The 15,949-nt window shown below is 72.1% G+C and carries 11 protein-coding genes and 1 other RNA gene; 3 read left to right on the forward strand and 9 right to left on the reverse strand.

Annotated elements, in window-relative coordinates; all coding sequences use genetic code 11:
• Entirely contained in the window at positions 1 to 1,200 is a 1,200-nt protein-coding gene (locus LRD69_RS11450; protein WP_277329693.1) for an MFS transporter, read from the forward strand.
• Between the two features lie 75 nt (positions 1,201 to 1,275).
• Here the strand turns inward: LRD69_RS11450 and ssrA are convergent.
• From ssrA to ftsE, 5 genes are all read right to left on the reverse strand, one after another.
• Positions 1,276 to 1,645, reverse strand: a transfer-messenger RNA (tmRNA) gene (ssrA, locus tag LRD69_RS11455).
• A 95-nt stretch (positions 1,646 to 1,740) separates the two neighbouring features.
• Positions 1,741 to 2,229, reverse strand: coding sequence for an SsrA-binding protein SmpB (gene smpB / locus LRD69_RS11460; RefSeq protein ID WP_277326469.1), 489 nt, complete (start codon positions 2,227 to 2,229; stop codon positions 1,741 to 1,743).
• 18 nt (positions 2,230 to 2,247) lie between these two features.
• The gene (locus LRD69_RS11465; RefSeq protein ID WP_277326470.1) at positions 2,248 to 3,444 is read right to left on the reverse strand and encodes a S41 family peptidase; all 1,197 of its coding nucleotides are present in this window, start codon (positions 3,442 to 3,444) and stop codon (positions 2,248 to 2,250) included.
• Between the two features lie 68 nt (positions 3,445 to 3,512).
• Positions 3,513 to 4,430: a permease-like cell division protein FtsX gene (gene ftsX / locus LRD69_RS11470; protein ID WP_277326471.1), complete on the reverse strand. Its 918-nt coding sequence runs from the start codon at positions 4,428 to 4,430 to the stop codon at positions 3,513 to 3,515.
• A 51-nt stretch (positions 4,431 to 4,481) separates the two neighbouring features.
• Complete coding sequence (gene ftsE / locus LRD69_RS11475; protein WP_030922922.1) at positions 4,482 to 5,171, reverse strand: cell division ATP-binding protein FtsE; 690 nt, start codon at positions 5,169 to 5,171, stop codon at positions 4,482 to 4,484.
• A 269-nt stretch (positions 5,172 to 5,440) separates the two neighbouring features.
• On the opposite strand from ftsE, the gene LRD69_RS11480 reads away from it, so the two are divergent.
• Positions 5,441 to 5,644, forward strand: coding sequence for a hypothetical protein (locus LRD69_RS11480; RefSeq protein ID WP_277326472.1), 204 nt, complete (start codon positions 5,441 to 5,443; stop codon positions 5,642 to 5,644).
• Positions 5,645 to 5,779: 135 nt separating this feature from the next.
• On the opposite strand, the gene LRD69_RS11485 is transcribed toward LRD69_RS11480, so the two are convergent.
• The 4 genes from LRD69_RS11485 to LRD69_RS11500 form a co-directional block, all read right to left on the reverse strand.
• On the reverse strand, positions 5,780 to 6,724 hold the full coding sequence (locus LRD69_RS11485) for a hypothetical protein (RefSeq protein WP_277326473.1): 945 nt from the start codon (positions 6,722 to 6,724) through the stop codon (positions 5,780 to 5,782).
• A 406-nt stretch (positions 6,725 to 7,130) separates the two neighbouring features.
• Positions 7,131 to 8,237: a peptide chain release factor 2 gene (prfB, locus tag LRD69_RS11490; RefSeq protein WP_277326474.1), complete on the reverse strand. Its 1,107-nt coding sequence runs from the start codon at positions 8,235 to 8,237 to the stop codon at positions 7,131 to 7,133.
• A 144-nt stretch (positions 8,238 to 8,381) separates the two neighbouring features.
• On the reverse strand, positions 8,382 to 9,620 hold the full coding sequence (locus tag LRD69_RS11495; RefSeq protein WP_277326475.1) for a serine/threonine-protein kinase: 1,239 nt from the start codon (positions 9,618 to 9,620) through the stop codon (positions 8,382 to 8,384).
• 211 nt (positions 9,621 to 9,831) lie between these two features.
• On the reverse strand, positions 9,832 to 11,487 hold the full coding sequence (locus LRD69_RS11500; RefSeq protein WP_277326476.1) for a serine/threonine-protein kinase: 1,656 nt from the start codon (positions 11,485 to 11,487) through the stop codon (positions 9,832 to 9,834).
• A gap of 514 nt (positions 11,488 to 12,001) precedes the next feature.
• On the opposite strand from LRD69_RS11500, the gene LRD69_RS11505 reads away from it, so the two are divergent.
• On the forward strand, positions 12,002 to 15,862 hold the full coding sequence (locus LRD69_RS11505) for an FHA domain-containing protein (protein WP_277326477.1): 3,861 nt from the start codon (positions 12,002 to 12,004) through the stop codon (positions 15,860 to 15,862).
• Positions 15,863 to 15,949: the final 87 nt, after the last annotated feature.

Raw genomic sequence — 15,949 nt, forward strand, 5'->3', positions numbered from 1 at the left:
ATGCTGGTGATCGCCCCGCGCACCGGCGCCCCCGCACGCCGCGCCTCCACCAACCCGTACCGCCGGCTGCTCGCCACCCCCGGTGCCCGCGCCTTCACGGCGGGCAACCTCATCGCCCGGCTGCCGATGGGCATGTTCAGCGTCAGCGCCGTCGTCATGATCGCCGGGTCGCGCGGCTCGTACGCCCTGGCCGGGGCGGTCACCGCGACCGGACTCGCCGCGACCGCCCTGGTCGCGCCCTGGACGGCCCGGCTCGTCGACCGGTACGGCCAGGCCAGGATCGCCGTGCCCGCCACCGCGATCGCCGTGCTCGGCTCGCTCGCGCTGCTGCTCTGCGTGCACTACGACGCTCCGGCCTGGACGCTCTTCGCCTCCTACGCCGCGACCGCCACCACCCCCAACACCGGCGGCATGTCCCGCGCCCGCTGGGCCCATCTGCACCGCGGCGACCCGGCCGCCCTGCACACCGCGAACTCCTTCGAACAGGCCGCGGACGAGCTGTGCTTCATGCTCGGCCCCGCCCTCGCCGCGTTCCTGTGCGCGGCGTTCTTCCCGGAGGCCGGGACGCTGACCGGCGCGATCCTGCTGATGACCGGCGTGCTGATCTTCGCCGCCCAGCGCGCCACGGAACCCCCGGTGGCGCCCCGCACCCGGGCGGGCTCCCCGCTGCGCACCCCCGGCATGCCCGCGCTCCTCGCCGTCTTCCTCGCCACCGGGGCGGTCTTCGGTGCCATGGAGGTCGTCACGATCGCGCACGCGGGGGGCGCGATCCTGGCGCTCCAGGCGGCCGGCTCGTGCGTGGCGGGACTCGCGTACGGATCGCTGCGCCCGGCCGCGGACGTCCGGCGCCGGCTGCTGTGCTGCCTGGCGGGAATGACGGTGCTGATGTCCCTGCCACTGCTCGCCGCCTCCTCGGCCGACTCGCTGCTCGCGCTGGCCGGCAGCCTGCTCCTCGCGGGCGCGGCGACCGCGCCGACGATGGTCACCGGGATGACGCTGGTCCAACGACTGACGCCCGATGGTCAGTTGAACGAGGGCATGACGCTCTCGGTCACCGCGTTGCTGGGCGGGATAGCAGCCGGGTCGGCGACGGGCGGCTGGATGGTGGAGCACGCGGGGCCGGTGACGGGGTACGTCGTCCCGGTGTGCGCGGCGGGCCTCGCCCTGGCCGTCGCGGCGGCCGGGATCCGCCGGTCATGACCCCGGGGCGGGAGGCCCGGACACGAACGAGGACCCCGCTGCCGGTGGGCAACGGGGTCCTCGTTCACATGGGAATTGTGGAGATGGCGGGAATCGAACCCGCGTCCAACGGTGCAGAATCAGGGCTTCTCCGTGTGCAGTTCGCTGCGCTTTTCTCAGCCCCGGAGATCACGCGAACAAGTCTCCGACGGGCTCAGCCACTGTTTGATTTCCTTCCAGGCCCCGTGACCGGGTCTAGAAGTTTAGATCCCTTGATGATGCCAGGATCCGGGTCGGGATCACCCCCGGGCTGACACTTCGCAAGTCGCTACTTAGGCAGCGAGGGCGAAGGAATCGCGCTTGGTGTTGGCGATTATTGGTTGCGACATATGGTTTACGAGATCATTGCCGCTTCCTCGACACGCTTCCCCTGCTTCGACATCCGCTGTCGAAACCGATCATCCCCATGTTGTTTTTTCAAAGGCGCACCCGCTGTGAGGTGCAGTGCCATCGTACGTGACCAACGCACGACGGTGCCAGCCCATTCCCGGCGGAGCGCGCTCAGGCGCTCCGCTGACGCCGCCGGGCCGCCGAGATGGCGCGGTTCGTCTCCCGCAGGTCCTGCTTCTCCCGCAGCGTCTGCCTCTTGTCGTACTCCTTCTTGCCCTTGGCGAGCGCGATCTCGACCTTGACCCGGCCGTCCTTGAAGTACAGCGCGAGCGGCACGATCGTGTGCCCGGTCTCCTGCGACTTCGACTCCAGCTTGTCGATCTCGGCCCGGTGCATCAGCAGCTTGCGCTTGCGCTTGGCTGAGTGGTTGGTCCAGGTCCCCTGCACGTACTCCGGGACATGGATGTTGTGCAGCCACGCCTCGTGCCCGTCGATCTGTACGAAGCCGTCCACGAGCGAGGCCCGGCCCAGCCGCAGCGACTTGACCTCGGTGCCCATGAGCACGAGGCCGCACTCGTAGGTGTCGAGGATGTGGTAGTCGTGCCGCGCCTTCTTGTTCTGCGCGATGAGCTTGCGCCCTGTGTCCTTTTCCTTAGCCATAGTGCGGCCATTTTCGCACTACGACCCACCCCCGAGGCCACTCAATACTGTTTCGCCCCGCTGCAGGGTGCCGGAGCTGACCGTGAGGTCCGGCGTGATGCCGTGACCGTCGACGCTGCGGCCCGCCGGGGTGCGGTAGTGGCCGACGGTCAGCTCGGCGACCGAACCGCCCGCGAGCTTGCTGGGCATCTGCACGGAGCCCTTGCCGAAGGTCCGCGAGCCGACGGTGACGGCGCGGCCCCGGTCCTGGAGCGCGCCGGTGAGCAGCTCGGCCGCGCTCATGGTGCCGCCGTCGACGAGGACGACGAGGGGACGTTCGGTGTCGCCGCCCGGCTCGGCGTAGAGGGCGCGCTGCTCGCCGTGCACGTCGTACGTGGCGACCAGCCCGCCGTCGAGGAACGCCGAGGCGGCGATCACGGCCTCGGTGACGAGACCGCCGGGATTGCCGCGGAGATCGAGCAGCACCCCGGCGCCCGCGGGGGCGGTCCGCACCGCATCGCGAATCCTGGCGCCCGCGCCCTTGGTGAACGAGTCCACCTTGATCAGTACAGCTGCGGAGGAATCGGAACGGTCCGGTCCGATCCGCTGGACGGTGACGGCCTCGGTGGTGAGCCGCGCGCGGGTCAGCGTCAGCTTCCTCGTCGCGCCGGTGGCGCCGCGCTGGACTCCCAGGGCGACGGTGGTGCCCGCGGCAGCGTCCGTACGGTCCCCGCGCAGCAGGGCGACGACCTCGGCGACGGGACGCCGGTCCACCCGGTGGCCGTCGACCGTGCGGAGCAGGTCACCCCGTCGGATACCGGCCCGGTCGGCGGGGCCGCCCGGCTGGACCCGGGCCACCGCGACCAGTCCGTCGTCGGAGCGCTTCGCGGCCAGTCCGACGCCCGTGTACGAGCCGTCGAGGGCCTGCTCGAACTCCTCGTACTCCCGCTCGTCGTACACCGCGCCCCAGCGGTCCCCGCTGCGGCTGACGACCTCCTCGGCCGCCTCCGTACCGGACTTGCCGTCGGCCACCGCCTCGGCGGCGGCGTGGGCGACCGCGTCGCGGTCGGCGGTGGAGGCGACGGCACGGGTCTTGAGCGAGGCGCCGCCGGCCCCGCCCCCCTGCGGCAGCGATCCGGTGGCCGCCGCGGTGGCCAGGACGCTCGCGAAGACCAATGTCAGAGCCGCCCCGCGGCCGAGGCCGCGGGGCCCGGAACGGTGTACGGGGCCCGACATGGCGCTGAGTCTAGGACAACGCCCCGAGGACGCACGGCCGGTTGGCCATGCGCCCTACGGGGCGCTTGTCACACCTTCAGGTACTTGCGGAGCGCGAAGAGCGCAGCCACGGCAGGCATCAGCAGCCCGATCGCAAGGACCAGCGGCAGCTTGGTGAAGACCGCGTCCCAGCCGATGAAGTCGATCAGATTCAGCTTCGACTGGAGGGCCAGACCGCCGTCGATCAGGAAGTACCGCCCGGCCAGCAGCATGACGCAGGCGAGCACGCCGCCGATGAGCCCGGCGAACGCGGCCTCCATGATGAACGGCATCTGGATGTAGAACCCGGATGCGCCGACCAGCCGCATGATGCCTGTCTCGCGGCGGCGGCTGAACGCCGAGACGCGGACGGTGTTCACGATCAGCATCAGCGCAATGACCAGCATCAGCGCCATCACGAAGAGCGCGGCCACATTCATGCCGTTCATCAGCCCGAAGAGGTTGTCCAGGATGGATCTCTGGTCCTGGACGGACTGCACCCCGGCACGGCCCGCGAAGGCGGTGGCGACGACCTTGTACTTCTTCGGGTCGTGCAGCTTGACGCGGAACGACTCCTGCATCTGGTCCGGCGTGATGTTGCCGGCCATAGGAGAGTCGCCGAACTGCTCCTGGTAGTGCTTGTACGCCTGGTCTGCCGACTCGTAGGTGACCTTCTCGACGGCCTCCATCTTCCCGAGATCGGCCTCGATCTCCTTCTTCTGCTCGGCGGTGACGGCACCCTTGGCGCAGTTGGCCGCCGACTCCGCGTCGTTCTTGCTGCAGAGGAAGATCGAGACGTTGACCTTGTCGTACCAGTAGTCCTTCATCGTGCTGACCTGCTCGCGCATCAGCAGTGCGCCGCCGAACAGGGCGAGCGAGAGGGCGACGGAGACGACGACGGCGAAGGTCATCGTGAGATTGCGACGGAGACCGACGCCGATCTCCGACAGGACGAACTGGGCGCGCATGGCGTCCTTTCAGTACTCGATGCTCAGCGGGTCCGGCGCGGCCGGATCCGCTCAGTGCTGGTAACCGTAGACGCCGCGGGCCTGGTCGCGTACGAGACGGCCCTTCTCGAGCTCGATGACGCGCTTGCGCATCTGGTCGACGATGTTCTGGTCGTGGGTCGCCATGATGACGGTGGTCCCGGTCCGGTTGATCCGGTCCAGGAGCTTCATGATGCCCACGGAGGTCTGCGGGTCCAGGTTTCCGGTCGGCTCGTCCGCGATCAGCAGCATGGGACGGTTCACGAACGCCCGCGCGATCGCCACGCGCTGCTGCTCACCACCGGAGAGCTCACCGGGCATCCGGTCCTCCTTGCCGCCGAGGCCGACGAGGTCGAGGACCTGCGGTACGGCCTTGCGGATCTCGCCGCGCGGCTTGCCGATCACTTCCTGGGCGAACGCCACGTTCTCCGCGACGGTCTTGTTGGGGAGCAGCCGGAAGTCCTGGAACACCGTGCCCAGCTGGCGGCGCATGTGCGGCACCTTCCAGTTGGACAGGCGCGCGAGGTCCTTGCCGAGGACGTGGACCATGCCCTGGCTGGCACGCTCTTCGCGCAGGATGAGTCGCATGAAGGTGGACTTGCCGGAGCCGGAGGAGCCCACCAGGAAGACGAACTCGCCCTTCTCGATATCGAGAGACACATCCCGTAGAGCGGGACGGCTCTGCTTCGGGTAGGTCTTGGAGACGTTGTCGAATCGGATCACGGATGCACCACGGTCGGCCGGGAGTAGGTGTGCGTGACCATACGCGAAGCGGACTGAGCCGTGCAGGCGCGCGTCCAGTGATGGGCGATTTATGGCGGAACGGAACCACGTCCGGGCACTGCCGGAACCGGAACGGACCGGGTGTTGTCCGGCGGGCCGCGCCGAAATCCGCCCGAGCTGGCACAGTGGAGGGGGAACGGATGCGTTTCCATGAGCGTTGTGCGGAGAGAACGCGTATGCGGCTCCGCCGCGCGGGAGGAGGAAAGCGCATGACCTATGACCGATTGGTGTGCGCGAACTGCGCGGCGCCCGTGAACGAGGGCCGGTGCCCGGTATGCCGGGCCAGCCGCGCACGGCTGCAGCAGCAGGAAGAGCAGCAGGGACTCTTCGCGGGCCTGAGCCCGGCGATGCTGATCGCGCTGATGGTGGTGCTGGTGGCGGCGCTTGCACTGCTGGCGCACCAGACCGTATGACCGTGTAGCTGTCTGTAGCCGCTCCGCTCGGCGGAGTGAGTACGTGAGCAGGTGCGTACACAGAGGGGCCCGGGACGCCGATCGGCTGTCCCGGGCCCCTCTGTGCGTTCAGGCACACCTGCCGACCATCGGGCCTCAGGCGGCCGTACGGGCGCCGTTCACCAGGCGAGGCAGGATGCGGAAGCCGATGCCACCCGCGATCATCGTCGCGGCACCGAGCAGCAGGAACGAGGTCTCGGCCGCACCGGTCTCGGCGAGCTCGTCCTTGCCCTTGCCCTGCTCGACCGGCTGGTTGCCGACCGAGTCGGTGTCGGTGTTGTCCGCGCACTCGGCGCCGTCGAGGTCGACGGTGCAGGTGCCGGCGCCACCGTCGTCGCCACCGGTGGAGGTGCTGCCGGAGGTGCCGGCGCCGCCGTTGCCGCCACCGTTGCCGTTGGCGCCACCGTTGCCGTTGCCACCACCGTTGTCGGCCGCACCGCCGTTGTCGGCCGCGCCACCGTTGTCGGCCGCACCGCCGTTGTCGGCCGCGCCACCGTTGTCGGCCGCACCGCCGTTGTCCGCGGCACCGCCGTTGTCGGCCGCGCCACCGTTGTCCGCGGCACCGCCGTTGTCGGCCGCGCCACCGTTGTCCGCGGCACCGCCGTTGTCGGCCGCGCCACCGTTGTCCGCGGCACCGCCGTTGTCAGCCGCGCCACCGTTGTCCGCGGCACCGCCGTTGTCAGCCGCGCCACCGTTGTCCGCGGCACCGCCGTTGTCAGCCGCGCCACCGTTGTCGGCCGCACCGCCGTTGTCGGCCGCACCGCCGTTGTCGGCCGCGCCACCGTTCTCAGTGCCACCGTCCGTGGTGGTCGCACCATTGCCACCGACGTCGCCGCCGCTGGCCGCGTCGCCGCCCTCGCCCTGGATACCCAGGCCGACGTCAAGACCGTCCTCGTTGGCCTCGGCCTTGGCGGAGATACCGCCGATGTTGACACCGATACCCACGGCCTGCGCCGCACCGGCCGCGGTCAGCGAGGCGCCCGCGGCAATAACCGCGCCCGCGGCTATCCGCGCGACGCGGACTCGCGTCTTCTTGGTCATCTGCTGCTACCCCCAGTAGCTGTTCTCGTCAATGGAGCAGCCATATGCGGGCTCACGGCTCTGCCAGGGGTTGCGCTCTCGGCCTGCCGGGCCACATCGTGCCGTAGCCAAGCCGCCCTCCCCCGTCCACACCCGTCCCGGACATACGCATGCTGCACTAGCACCCTGTCCAGAGTTAAGGACTACGTCAAGCCCGTTCCATGCAATGTGCACCGTTTTGCGAGCAGTTGACCGCCATTCAGAATCACGACTGTGACGCACTCACCACGGGGCCTACGCAACTCACTGCCCCAACTCCCCTTCGGGGCGAAGGAATTCCGCACACGCCACGGCGGCACCCGGGACCGAAAACGGCGGTGCCGGAACCCCGTGGGGCTCCGGCACCGCCGTACACACGAACCGTCTGCTACTTCTCGCGCTGCTTGCGCCAGCGGATGCCCGCCTCCAGGAAGCCGTCGATCTCGCCGTTGAAGACCGCTTCCGGGTTGCCGATCTCGAACTCCGTACGCAGGTCCTTGACCATCTGGTACGGGTGCAGGACGTACGAACGCATCTGGTTGCCCCAGGAGTTGCCGCCGTCGCCCTTGAGCGCGTCCATCTTGGCCTGCTCCTCCTGGCGGCGGCGCTCAAGGAGCTTCGCCTGCAGGACGTTCATCGCGGACGCCTTGTTCTGGATCTGCGAGCGCTCGTTCTGGCAGGAGACGACGATGCCGGTCGGCAGGTGCGTCAGACGCACCGCGGAGTCGGTCGTGTTGACGCCCTGACCACCGGGGCCGGAGGAGCGGTACACGTCGACGCGCAGCTCGGACTCGTCGATCTCGATGTGGTCGGTCTGCTCGACGACCGGCAGTACCTCGACACCCGCGAAGGACGTCTGGCGGCGCCCCTGGTTGTCGAAGGGCGAGATCCGGACGAGCCGGTGGGTGCCCTGCTCGACGGAGAGCGTGCCGTAGGCGTAGGGAACCTGCACGGCGAAGGTGGTCGACTTGATGCCGGCCTCTTCCGCGTACGACGTCTCGTAGACCTCGGTCTTGTAGCCGTGCCGCTCGGCCCAGCGGATGTACATGCGCTGGAGCTTCTCGGCGAAGTCGGCGGCGTCGACGCCACCGGCCTCGGCACGGATGTTGACCAGGGCCTCACGGGCGTCGTACTCGCCGGAGAGGAGGGTGCGGACCTCCATCTCGTCGAGCGCCTTCTTGACGGACTCCAGCTCGCGCTCGGCCTCGGCGAGGGTGTCGGCGTCGCCCTCGTCCTCGGCGAGCTCGAAGAGAACCTCGAGATCGTCGATACGGCCGCGGAGGGCCTCGGTCTTGCGGACCTCGGCCTGGAGGTGCGAAAGCTTGCTGGTGATCTTCTGCGCCGCCTCCGGGTCGTCCCAGAGGGACGGCGCCGCCGCCTGCTCCTCGAGCGCGGCAATGTCCGCCCTCAGCGCATCCAGGTCCAGGACGGCCTCGATCGACCCCATGGTCGAGGAGAGGGACTTCAGCTCTTCGGAAATATCGACGACTGCCACGGGTCCAGCGTAACGGCTGTCGGCGCGGACCAGTCCCGGGCTGCTTGATCACGGGTCCGGAATCCTCGGGTACGGGACCGCCGGGCCGCCCGGTGGTCCCGTACCCAGGGTGTCCGGGACCACCGTGGCCGGCTTTCCGGGGACCTACGGCACCGCCGGTGCGGAGTTCCCCGAGTCCTGCGGTGTCGCGTCCGCGCCGTTGCCGCTCAGCGCCAGCCAGCCGCCCACCCCCAGGGCCGCGCACAGCACGAGCGCTGCCGCGCCGAGCGTGATGCGGCGCTTGCGGATGGCGGCCGATTTGTTGCGGGCCGAGCCGGGGCGGGGCCGGCCGGGAGTGCGCGGGGCGCGGGCCGTGCCCAGGGGCCCGCCGGAGAGCTCGTCGGGGGCCGGGACGCGCATGCTCGTGTGGGTGTCCCGGTTGGAGTCCGGGGACGCACCGGGGACCAGGGGGACCGCGCCGCGGCGGCGGGGCTCCTCGGAGGCGGGGCCGTACTGCTGCTCGTCGTAGGACTGCGGTTCCGGTTCGGCGTCCGGCTCGTCGACGTCCAGGGGCGGGATGCCGGTCAGGTGCGGGAGCTGCTCGCGCAGACGGGCGGCGAGCTCGGAGGCGCGCAGGCGGGAGGCCGGGGCCTTGGCCAGGCACTGGACCAGGAGCTGCCAGAGCTCGTCGGGGATCCCGGGGAGCGGAACGACCGTCTCCGTGACATGGCGGCGCAGCACGGCGCCCGGGTGGCCGCCTCCGAAGGGTGTGAACCCCGCAAGGAGCTCGTACAGCACCGTCGCCAGGGCGTAGATGTCCACGGCGGCGCGCGGCGGAAGTCCCTCGACGATCTCGGGGGCCAGATAGTCCGGCGTACCGATGATCTTCGTGGCCTTCGTGCGGCGCGGGGTGTCGATGAGCTTCGCCACACCGAAGTCGGTGAGCAGCGCCGGGTGCGAGCCGCCGGGACCGAGCGGGCCCTCCATGTCGAGCAGGATGTTCTCCGGCTTGACGTCGCGGTGGACCACTCCGGCGCCGTGCGCGGCGGCGAGGCCGTCGGCGACGTCCGCGACGATCGCCACCGCCGCCTCGGGTGCGAGGCGGCGCTCACGGTCGAGGCGGGTGCGCAGATCCGTGCCTCGTACGAGGTTCATGACCAGCGCGAGGTCGTTGCCGTCCACGACGAGGTCGCGGACGCCGACGATGTGCGGATGGTCGAGCCCCAGCAGCGCTGTGCGCTCCTGGACGAAGCGTCCGACCAGCTCCTGGTCGGACGCGAGGTCCTCGCGGAGGAGCTTTATGGCTACGGGGCCCTCAGGACCCTCGCCGAGCCACACCGTGCCGGCGCTGCCGCGCCCCAGGATCTGGTGGGCGGTGTAACGGCTGCCGATATTCCGTGCCAAGACTGCTCCCTCAGCGGCTGGCGATGGACCGTCGCTCGTGACCCCCGGTCGACAAAGTTACGCGCCGATCGGGGTGTTGCGTGCCCTGGATGGCGCCAACCTTCACTTCTACGGGCGAATTGACCCGTAGAAGTCGACAAAGCCACGTAGTTGGCGGTGCGAGCCCGCCCGGCCGATGGTCCGCGCCGCCCCGGCCGAGGTCCGGGCCCGCTCAGTTGGAGCCGCTGCCGCCCAGCTTCGAGAGCCAGTCCGTGGCGGCCGAGATCCCGTCGCCGATCGCCTGCCAGTAGCTCTTGCCCTGGGCCACCCAGTCCTGCAGCGGCGTCAGTTCCCAGATGAGCCAGCTCGCGACGAACAGCAGCACCAGGGTGAACAGACAGCCCTTGAGGCAGCCGAGGCCCGGGATCTTCGTCGGGTTGGCGCTGCGCTGCCGCGGCTCGCGGGGCTGGCGCGGCGCCGGCTGCTGGGGCGGCTGCGTCTGCGGAGGCGCGTACTGCTGGCGCTGCGGCTGCTGGCGCTGCGGTTGCTGGGGGTACTGCTGGTGTTGCGGGTACTGCTGTTGCTGCTGATACGGCTGCTGGTACTGCGGCTGTTGCTGCTGACGGCGCTGCGGAGGCTGCTGCGGCTGCTGGCGCTGAGGGCGGCGGCGCAGCGGGTCCTGGCTCGGATCGAGGTACTGGACCTGCGTCTGCTCGTTGCGGTCGCGGGCCGCCTGCAGCTGGGACTGCCACGGGTGCGGGCCCTCGGGCTGCGGCGGACCGTCGGGGCGCTGCGGTACGGGCGGCATGACCGCGGTCGGGTCGGCGTACCCGCCCTGTCCCTGTCCGTACCCCTGGCCCTGGCCGGGGGCGTGGTTCATCACGCTGGTCGCCGCGTTCGGGTCGTACGCACCCGCATTGCTCGGCAGCACCTGCGTCGGGTCGGCCGCACCCTGGGTCCCCGGGACCGCCGGGGGCGCCGGGTCGGGGGCGAGCAGGGCGCCCACGCCGTCGGCGGCCGCGATCTGCGCCGAGTTCGCGTGCACACCGATGCCGGCCGCGACGGTACGCAGTCCGCGGGCCAGGTTCTCGGCGCTGGGCCGCCGGTCCGGGTCCTTGCTCAGGCAGCGCTCGATGACCGTCCACAGCGGCGCCGGGACGGTGGTGGGGCGGCGCGGCTCCTCGCTGAGGTGCCGCTGCAGCACTTCGAGGGCGGTGCCGCCGGCGAACGGCGGGCGTCCGGTGACCAGCTCGTACAGCAGGATGCCCGCGCCGTAGATGTCGACCGCGGACGTCTGCGGGCGGCCCTCGGCGGACTCCGGCGCCACATAGGCGGGCGTGCCGACGAACTCATGCGTCCGGGTCAGCCCCGGGGAGTCGGCGAGCCGGGCGATGCCGAAGTCGGTGAGCATCGGATGCATCTGGCCGTCACGCTCGGAGAGCAGGACGTTGGCGGGCTTCAGGTCGCGGTGGACGACGCCGTCGGCGTGACTGGCGGCCAGCGCGTCCGCGATCTGCGCGGTGAGGAGCGAGGCGGCGACCGGGGTGAGCGGGCCGTTCTCGCGGAGGTAGCGGTGCAGGTCGGGGCCGTCGACCAGGTCCATCACCAGGGCGAGGAGATCGCCCTCCACGACCAGGTCGCGGGTGCGCACGATGTTCTCGTGGGTGAGCCGCAGCAGCACGGAGCGCTCACGCAGGAACCGCATCACGACATCCGCGTCGTTGGCGAGCTCCTCCTTGAGAACCTTGATCGCCACGGTCTCGCCGGGCTGGCCCGCGACGGCCGCTTCGGAACCCGCGGTCTCCCGCTGGCGGGCGCGCCAGACGGTGCCCGTGGCGCCGCGTCCCAGCGGCTCCTCGAGCAGGTACTTGCTGCCTACCGGCCGCACGTCATGCGCTCCCTGCTGGTCGTGGTGCTTGCGGTCCCCCGGGGACCGCCCAGGAGTTTCCGGCCCACTCTAATGCCGCTCCATGGCCTTCGAACGGGACACCGGCCCGTCGTTCCCGGGTCGTCGACGGCGGGTGATCCGTCGTGTCCGGAACGTGTGGTTCGTCGTGTCCTGGGGAAGACGCACGCACCGGTCGGATGGTTGCCGCCATGTTGCCGCACACATGTGCTCAGGGCTGCTTCCGGCCGACCGGCCGACTCCGGCGCACCGCTGTGGAGGACGGCCCAAGCAGGCACTTTTGGGCCCACAGCCGACGTCTCAAGATCAATTCGAGGTGGCCCCCGGGCGTGTCGTCAGTGGCAGGTGCGAGGATGCCTCCAGCACGGAACCGTGGGGGCGGGAGCCCCGCGGTACGTGACGACCTGTACCGGACGACGCGTCCGTGCCGGGTGGGGGGAATCACAGGGCGTTTCCCCCTGCCGGGCACCCCGCGCAGAAGGGACCGCTGACGGCGATGCAGATCCGCCTGACCGTCCTCGCGCCGCGCAGCGGCCAGACCCCGGCGCGCGCCTGTGACGTGCTCGTCACCGCCCCCGCGGGGACGGCCCTGGCCGCCGTGGCCTCCAACCTGGCCGCAGCCGTCTCCGGGCCCGACGGCTCGCTCGGCACCGGTGCGGTGGTGCTGTTCGCCGGGCGCGAGCGGCTCGACGCCCAGCGGTGCGCGCTGGGCGAGCCGCCGCTGGTCGACGGGGCGGTGCTGTCGCTCCAGGCCCCGGGCGACGACGAGACGGTGGACGACGCCGTTCCGGCGCAACTGCACGTGATCGCGGGACCCGATGCGGGCGGCGTCCATCTGCTGCACGGCGGACAGATCCGGATCGGCCGCTCCGCCGACGCGGACGTCCCGCTCGACGACCCCGATGTGTCCCGGCTGCACGCCGCGGTGACGGTCTCCGAGCACGGCCAGGTCTCGGTCACCGACCTGGGCTCGACGAACGGCACCTCGCTGGACGGTACGGAGGTCCGCGACCGCCCGGTCCGGCTGAAGCCGGGGGCGCTGCTGCGACTCGGCGAGTCGACGCTCCGGCTCACGGCGGGGGCGCGTACGCCGACGCTGGCCACGGCACCGGACGGCGAGGGCCATCTGCGGGTGCCCCGGGCGGCCGGAGCTCTCCCGGAGGAGCCCGGGCCGGATGTACGCCTGGATGCGCCGTCGGATCCGCGGTCGGACGGGCACGGGTACGGCTCCGGGCATGCGTACGGCTCCGCCGTCCCGCCCCGCTTCGGGCCCGGCGAGGGTGCCGCGTACGGGAGCGGGGCACCGGCCGGGGCCGGTGGCCGGGGCGAACGCCCCGATGTCCGGCGCGGCGGGATAGGAGCCTGGGCACGCAGGCTGGCGGGCAACAAGGGCGAGCCGGTGCACGAGGCCGCGCCCGACGAGACGGGGCCGGCGGGCCGGCCGGTCGGGGCCGCGTCGTCGTCCGTGACGGCTTCGCGCGCCTCGTCGTCCTCCTCGGCCGAGGAGACATGGCCCGATCCGGCGGCGGTGCTGCTGACCGCGCTCGGACCCGGTCCGCGGCTGTGGGAGCGCTCCGCCGCGCACCCGGAGGCGCTGGTGGTCAGGCTCGGCACCACCGACCGGGCCGAGCTGCCCGCCGTGCCGGTGACCGTGGGGCTGCGGGAGGCCGGTTCGCTCGGGCTCGCCGGACCGCGGGAGCGGCTGGCCGGGCTCGCCCGTTCGACGGTCGCGCAGCTTGCCGTGCTGCACTCCCCGGCCGACCTGGAGATCGTCCTCATCAGTACGGACCGCACCCGCAGCGCGGACGAGCGCAGGCGCGCGTGGGCGTGGCTCGGCTGGCTCCCCCATCTGCGGCCGATGCACGGCCAGGACTGCCGGCTGCTGCTGGCGTACGACCGGGAACAGGCCACCGCCCGTACGACGGAGCTGGTGCGCCGGCTGGACGACGGGCCGCTCGGCACCGGGTGGGCCAGCGTCGACCGGGGCACGGTCGCCGAGGCCGCCCGGCGGTACGCGGGACCGCACACCGTGGTGATCGTCGACGGCGACCCCGGCTCCGCGGTGCTGCGCGAGACCACGGCCCGGCTGGCCGCCGCGGGTGCCGCGGCCGGGATCCATCTGATCTGTCTGGCCGAGACCCCGGCCGCGTCGCCCACCTCGCCGGTCGCGGCGACGTACGAGGCGGCCTGCCATGCGTCGATCGCGTTCCGCGAGTGCGGGGCGGTGGCGATACTGAGCGGCGATGTGGCGACGGCACTACGGCTGCTGCGCACAGCGGGCGGGCAGGCCGCGGGGCACGGCACGGTGGCCGCGGTCGACGCGGTGTCGGCGGCCTGGGCGGAACGGTTCGGGCGGGCGCTGGCCCCGTTGCGCACGTACGGTACGGCGACGGCACCCGGCCGCCCGGTGGCGGCCGCCCTCCCGCCGTCCGCCCGTCTGCTGGACGAACTGGGCCTCGCCAGGGCCACCCCGGCCTCGCTGATGGCCCGCTGGGCCTCGACGTCGGACGATCAGCCGGGAGCGACGGTCCATGGGCTCGGCAGCATCCAGGTACCCCCCGTAGCCGCCCACGATTCGGGCCGCACCCCGTACCCGGCCGGTGCGGGCCCACGCGTGGGCGCACAGCGCACGGCCGGCAGCGGCGGACAGGGCGGCGCGCTGCCGCCCGCGCACCCGGCTGCCCACGAGGCGGACGACGCGTACGGATCGGGGCGCACGCCGTACCCGGGCGGCGACCCGTATCCCGGCACGGAAAACGACACGCACGCGGGCACGCCGAGGCATACGTCGGCACGCGGCGAGAACGGCCTGTCGGGCACCGGATCCGGGCGCACCCTCTACCCGGGCACGGACACCCCGTACCCGGGGACGGATGCCCCCGGCAGCGGACGCACGCCGTACCCCGGCAGCGACTCGTCACCGTCGGGACGCACGCCCTACCCCGGCAGCGCCCCGTCCGGGTCCGGCCGCACCCCGTACCCGCGGACAGACCCCGACTCCGGCCGCACCTCCTACCCCGGCACCGAACCGTCATCGTCCGGACGCACCGCCTACCCGGGGACGCTCACCCCGGACTCCGGCCGCACGCCGTACCCGGGTGGAGACGTTTCCGGCTCGGGCCGCACCCCGTACCCCGCCGCCCCCCGCATCGGCGCGCAGCGCGATGAGTGGACCGGTGGCGATCCGTCCGGCTCCCGCACCGTTCCCGGGCGAGCCGTGAGCCGCGTGAGCGGGGACCGCAGCGGTGACGCGCCCCAGGTCGCTGTTCGGACGGCCGCGGCCGGGAGCCCGGACCGGGCCGGTGAAGCCGCCCCGGCCCTCGCCGCGCGGCCCATCGTTGTGCTCGGGGCCGGGCCCCGGGGTGCGCTCAGTGTCGATCTGGCCGACGAGGGGCCCCATCTCCTCATCGAGGGACCGGCCGGCAGCGGACGTACCGAGTTGCTGCGCACCGTGGCCGCCTCGCTCGCAGCCGCCGCGCGGCCCGACCGGCTCGGCATTCTGCTCGTCGACGGCGCCGGTGGCGAGCGCGGCGAGAGCCTGCGGCCCTGTACCGAACTCCCGCATGCGTTCATGCACTTGACGGCATCCGATCCGCTGCGGATGCGCGAGTTCGCCCAGGCGCTGGGCGGCGAGCTGAAGCGGCGGGCCGAGCTGCTCGGACGGTTCGACTTCGACGACTGGCACGCCCGGCACGAGGTCGCACAGCGGATGGTCGGTCAGCGGGCCCCGAGCGCCGCCGAGCAGCGCGGTGATCTGGATTCGGCGATGAGTGGCACGCTCCGGTTGCGGCCCGCCGCCGCGCGGTCCGTCGATCCCGGTCCGTCGCCGCTGCCCCGGCTCGTCGTGCTCGTCGACGACTTCGATGCGCTGGTCGCACCCGCGCTCGGCAGTCCCGGCCGGCCCGCCGCCGGCTCGGTCGTCCGGGCACTGGAGGCCGTCGCGCGGGACGGCGGCCGGCTGGGCGTGCATCTGGTCGCGACGTCCGCCCGTCCCGACCGCACCGAGGACACGGAGCTGGCCCATGGGGCACGGCTGCGGGTGGTGCTCGACGCGCCCGTCATGCCGCCGTCGCCGGAGGACCCGGCACCCGGCCGGGGAAGGCTGGGGCATCCGGACGGGCGGGTGACACCGTTCCAGGGCGGCCGGGTGACAGGCCGCATTCCCCGTACCGCAACGCTTCGCCCCACCGTCGTCCCGCTGGAGTGGGAGCGGATGGGCGACCCGCCCACCCGGCGCCCGGTCCGTGAGCTCGGCAACGGGCCGACGGACCTGGCGCTGCTGGCCAGCGCGCTGGACCGGGCGGCCCGTTCGGTGAACGCCGAGCGAATAGCTCCGCTCGTGCCTCACCACCCCTGAGGCGCCCTCGGCCCTCACCGGCTGCCGCCGTCCCTCACCGGGCGGGCTCGATCCTCCGGGCCCGCCCGGTGACAGAGCGTGCCTGAC

This window comes from Streptomyces sp. JH14 (genome assembly GCF_029428675.1).
Lineage (GTDB): Bacteria > Actinomycetota > Actinomycetes > Streptomycetales > Streptomycetaceae > Streptomyces.

Coding starts and splice junctions, on each gene's coding strand:
- ftsX (WP_277326471.1), bottom strand. CDS start 4,430: ATGCGCGCCCAGTTCGTCCTGTCGGAGATCGGCGTCGGTCTCCGTCGC.
- LRD69_RS11485 (WP_277326473.1), bottom strand. CDS start 6,724: ATGACCAAGAAGACGCGAGTCCGCGTCGCGCGGATAGCCGCGGGCGCG.
- LRD69_RS11505 (WP_277326477.1), top strand. CDS start 12,002: ATGCAGATCCGCCTGACCGTCCTCGCGCCGCGCAGCGGCCAGACCCCG.
- LRD69_RS11465 (WP_277326470.1), bottom strand. CDS start 3,444: ATGTCGGGCCCCGTACACCGTTCCGGGCCCCGCGGCCTCGGCCGCGGG.
- LRD69_RS11450 (WP_277329693.1), top strand. CDS start 1: ATGCTGGTGATCGCCCCGCGCACCGGCGCCCCCGCACGCCGCGCCTCC.
- LRD69_RS11480 (WP_277326472.1), top strand. CDS start 5,441: ATGACCTATGACCGATTGGTGTGCGCGAACTGCGCGGCGCCCGTGAAC.
- smpB (WP_277326469.1), bottom strand. CDS start 2,229: ATGGCTAAGGAAAAGGACACAGGGCGCAAGCTCATCGCGCAGAACAAG.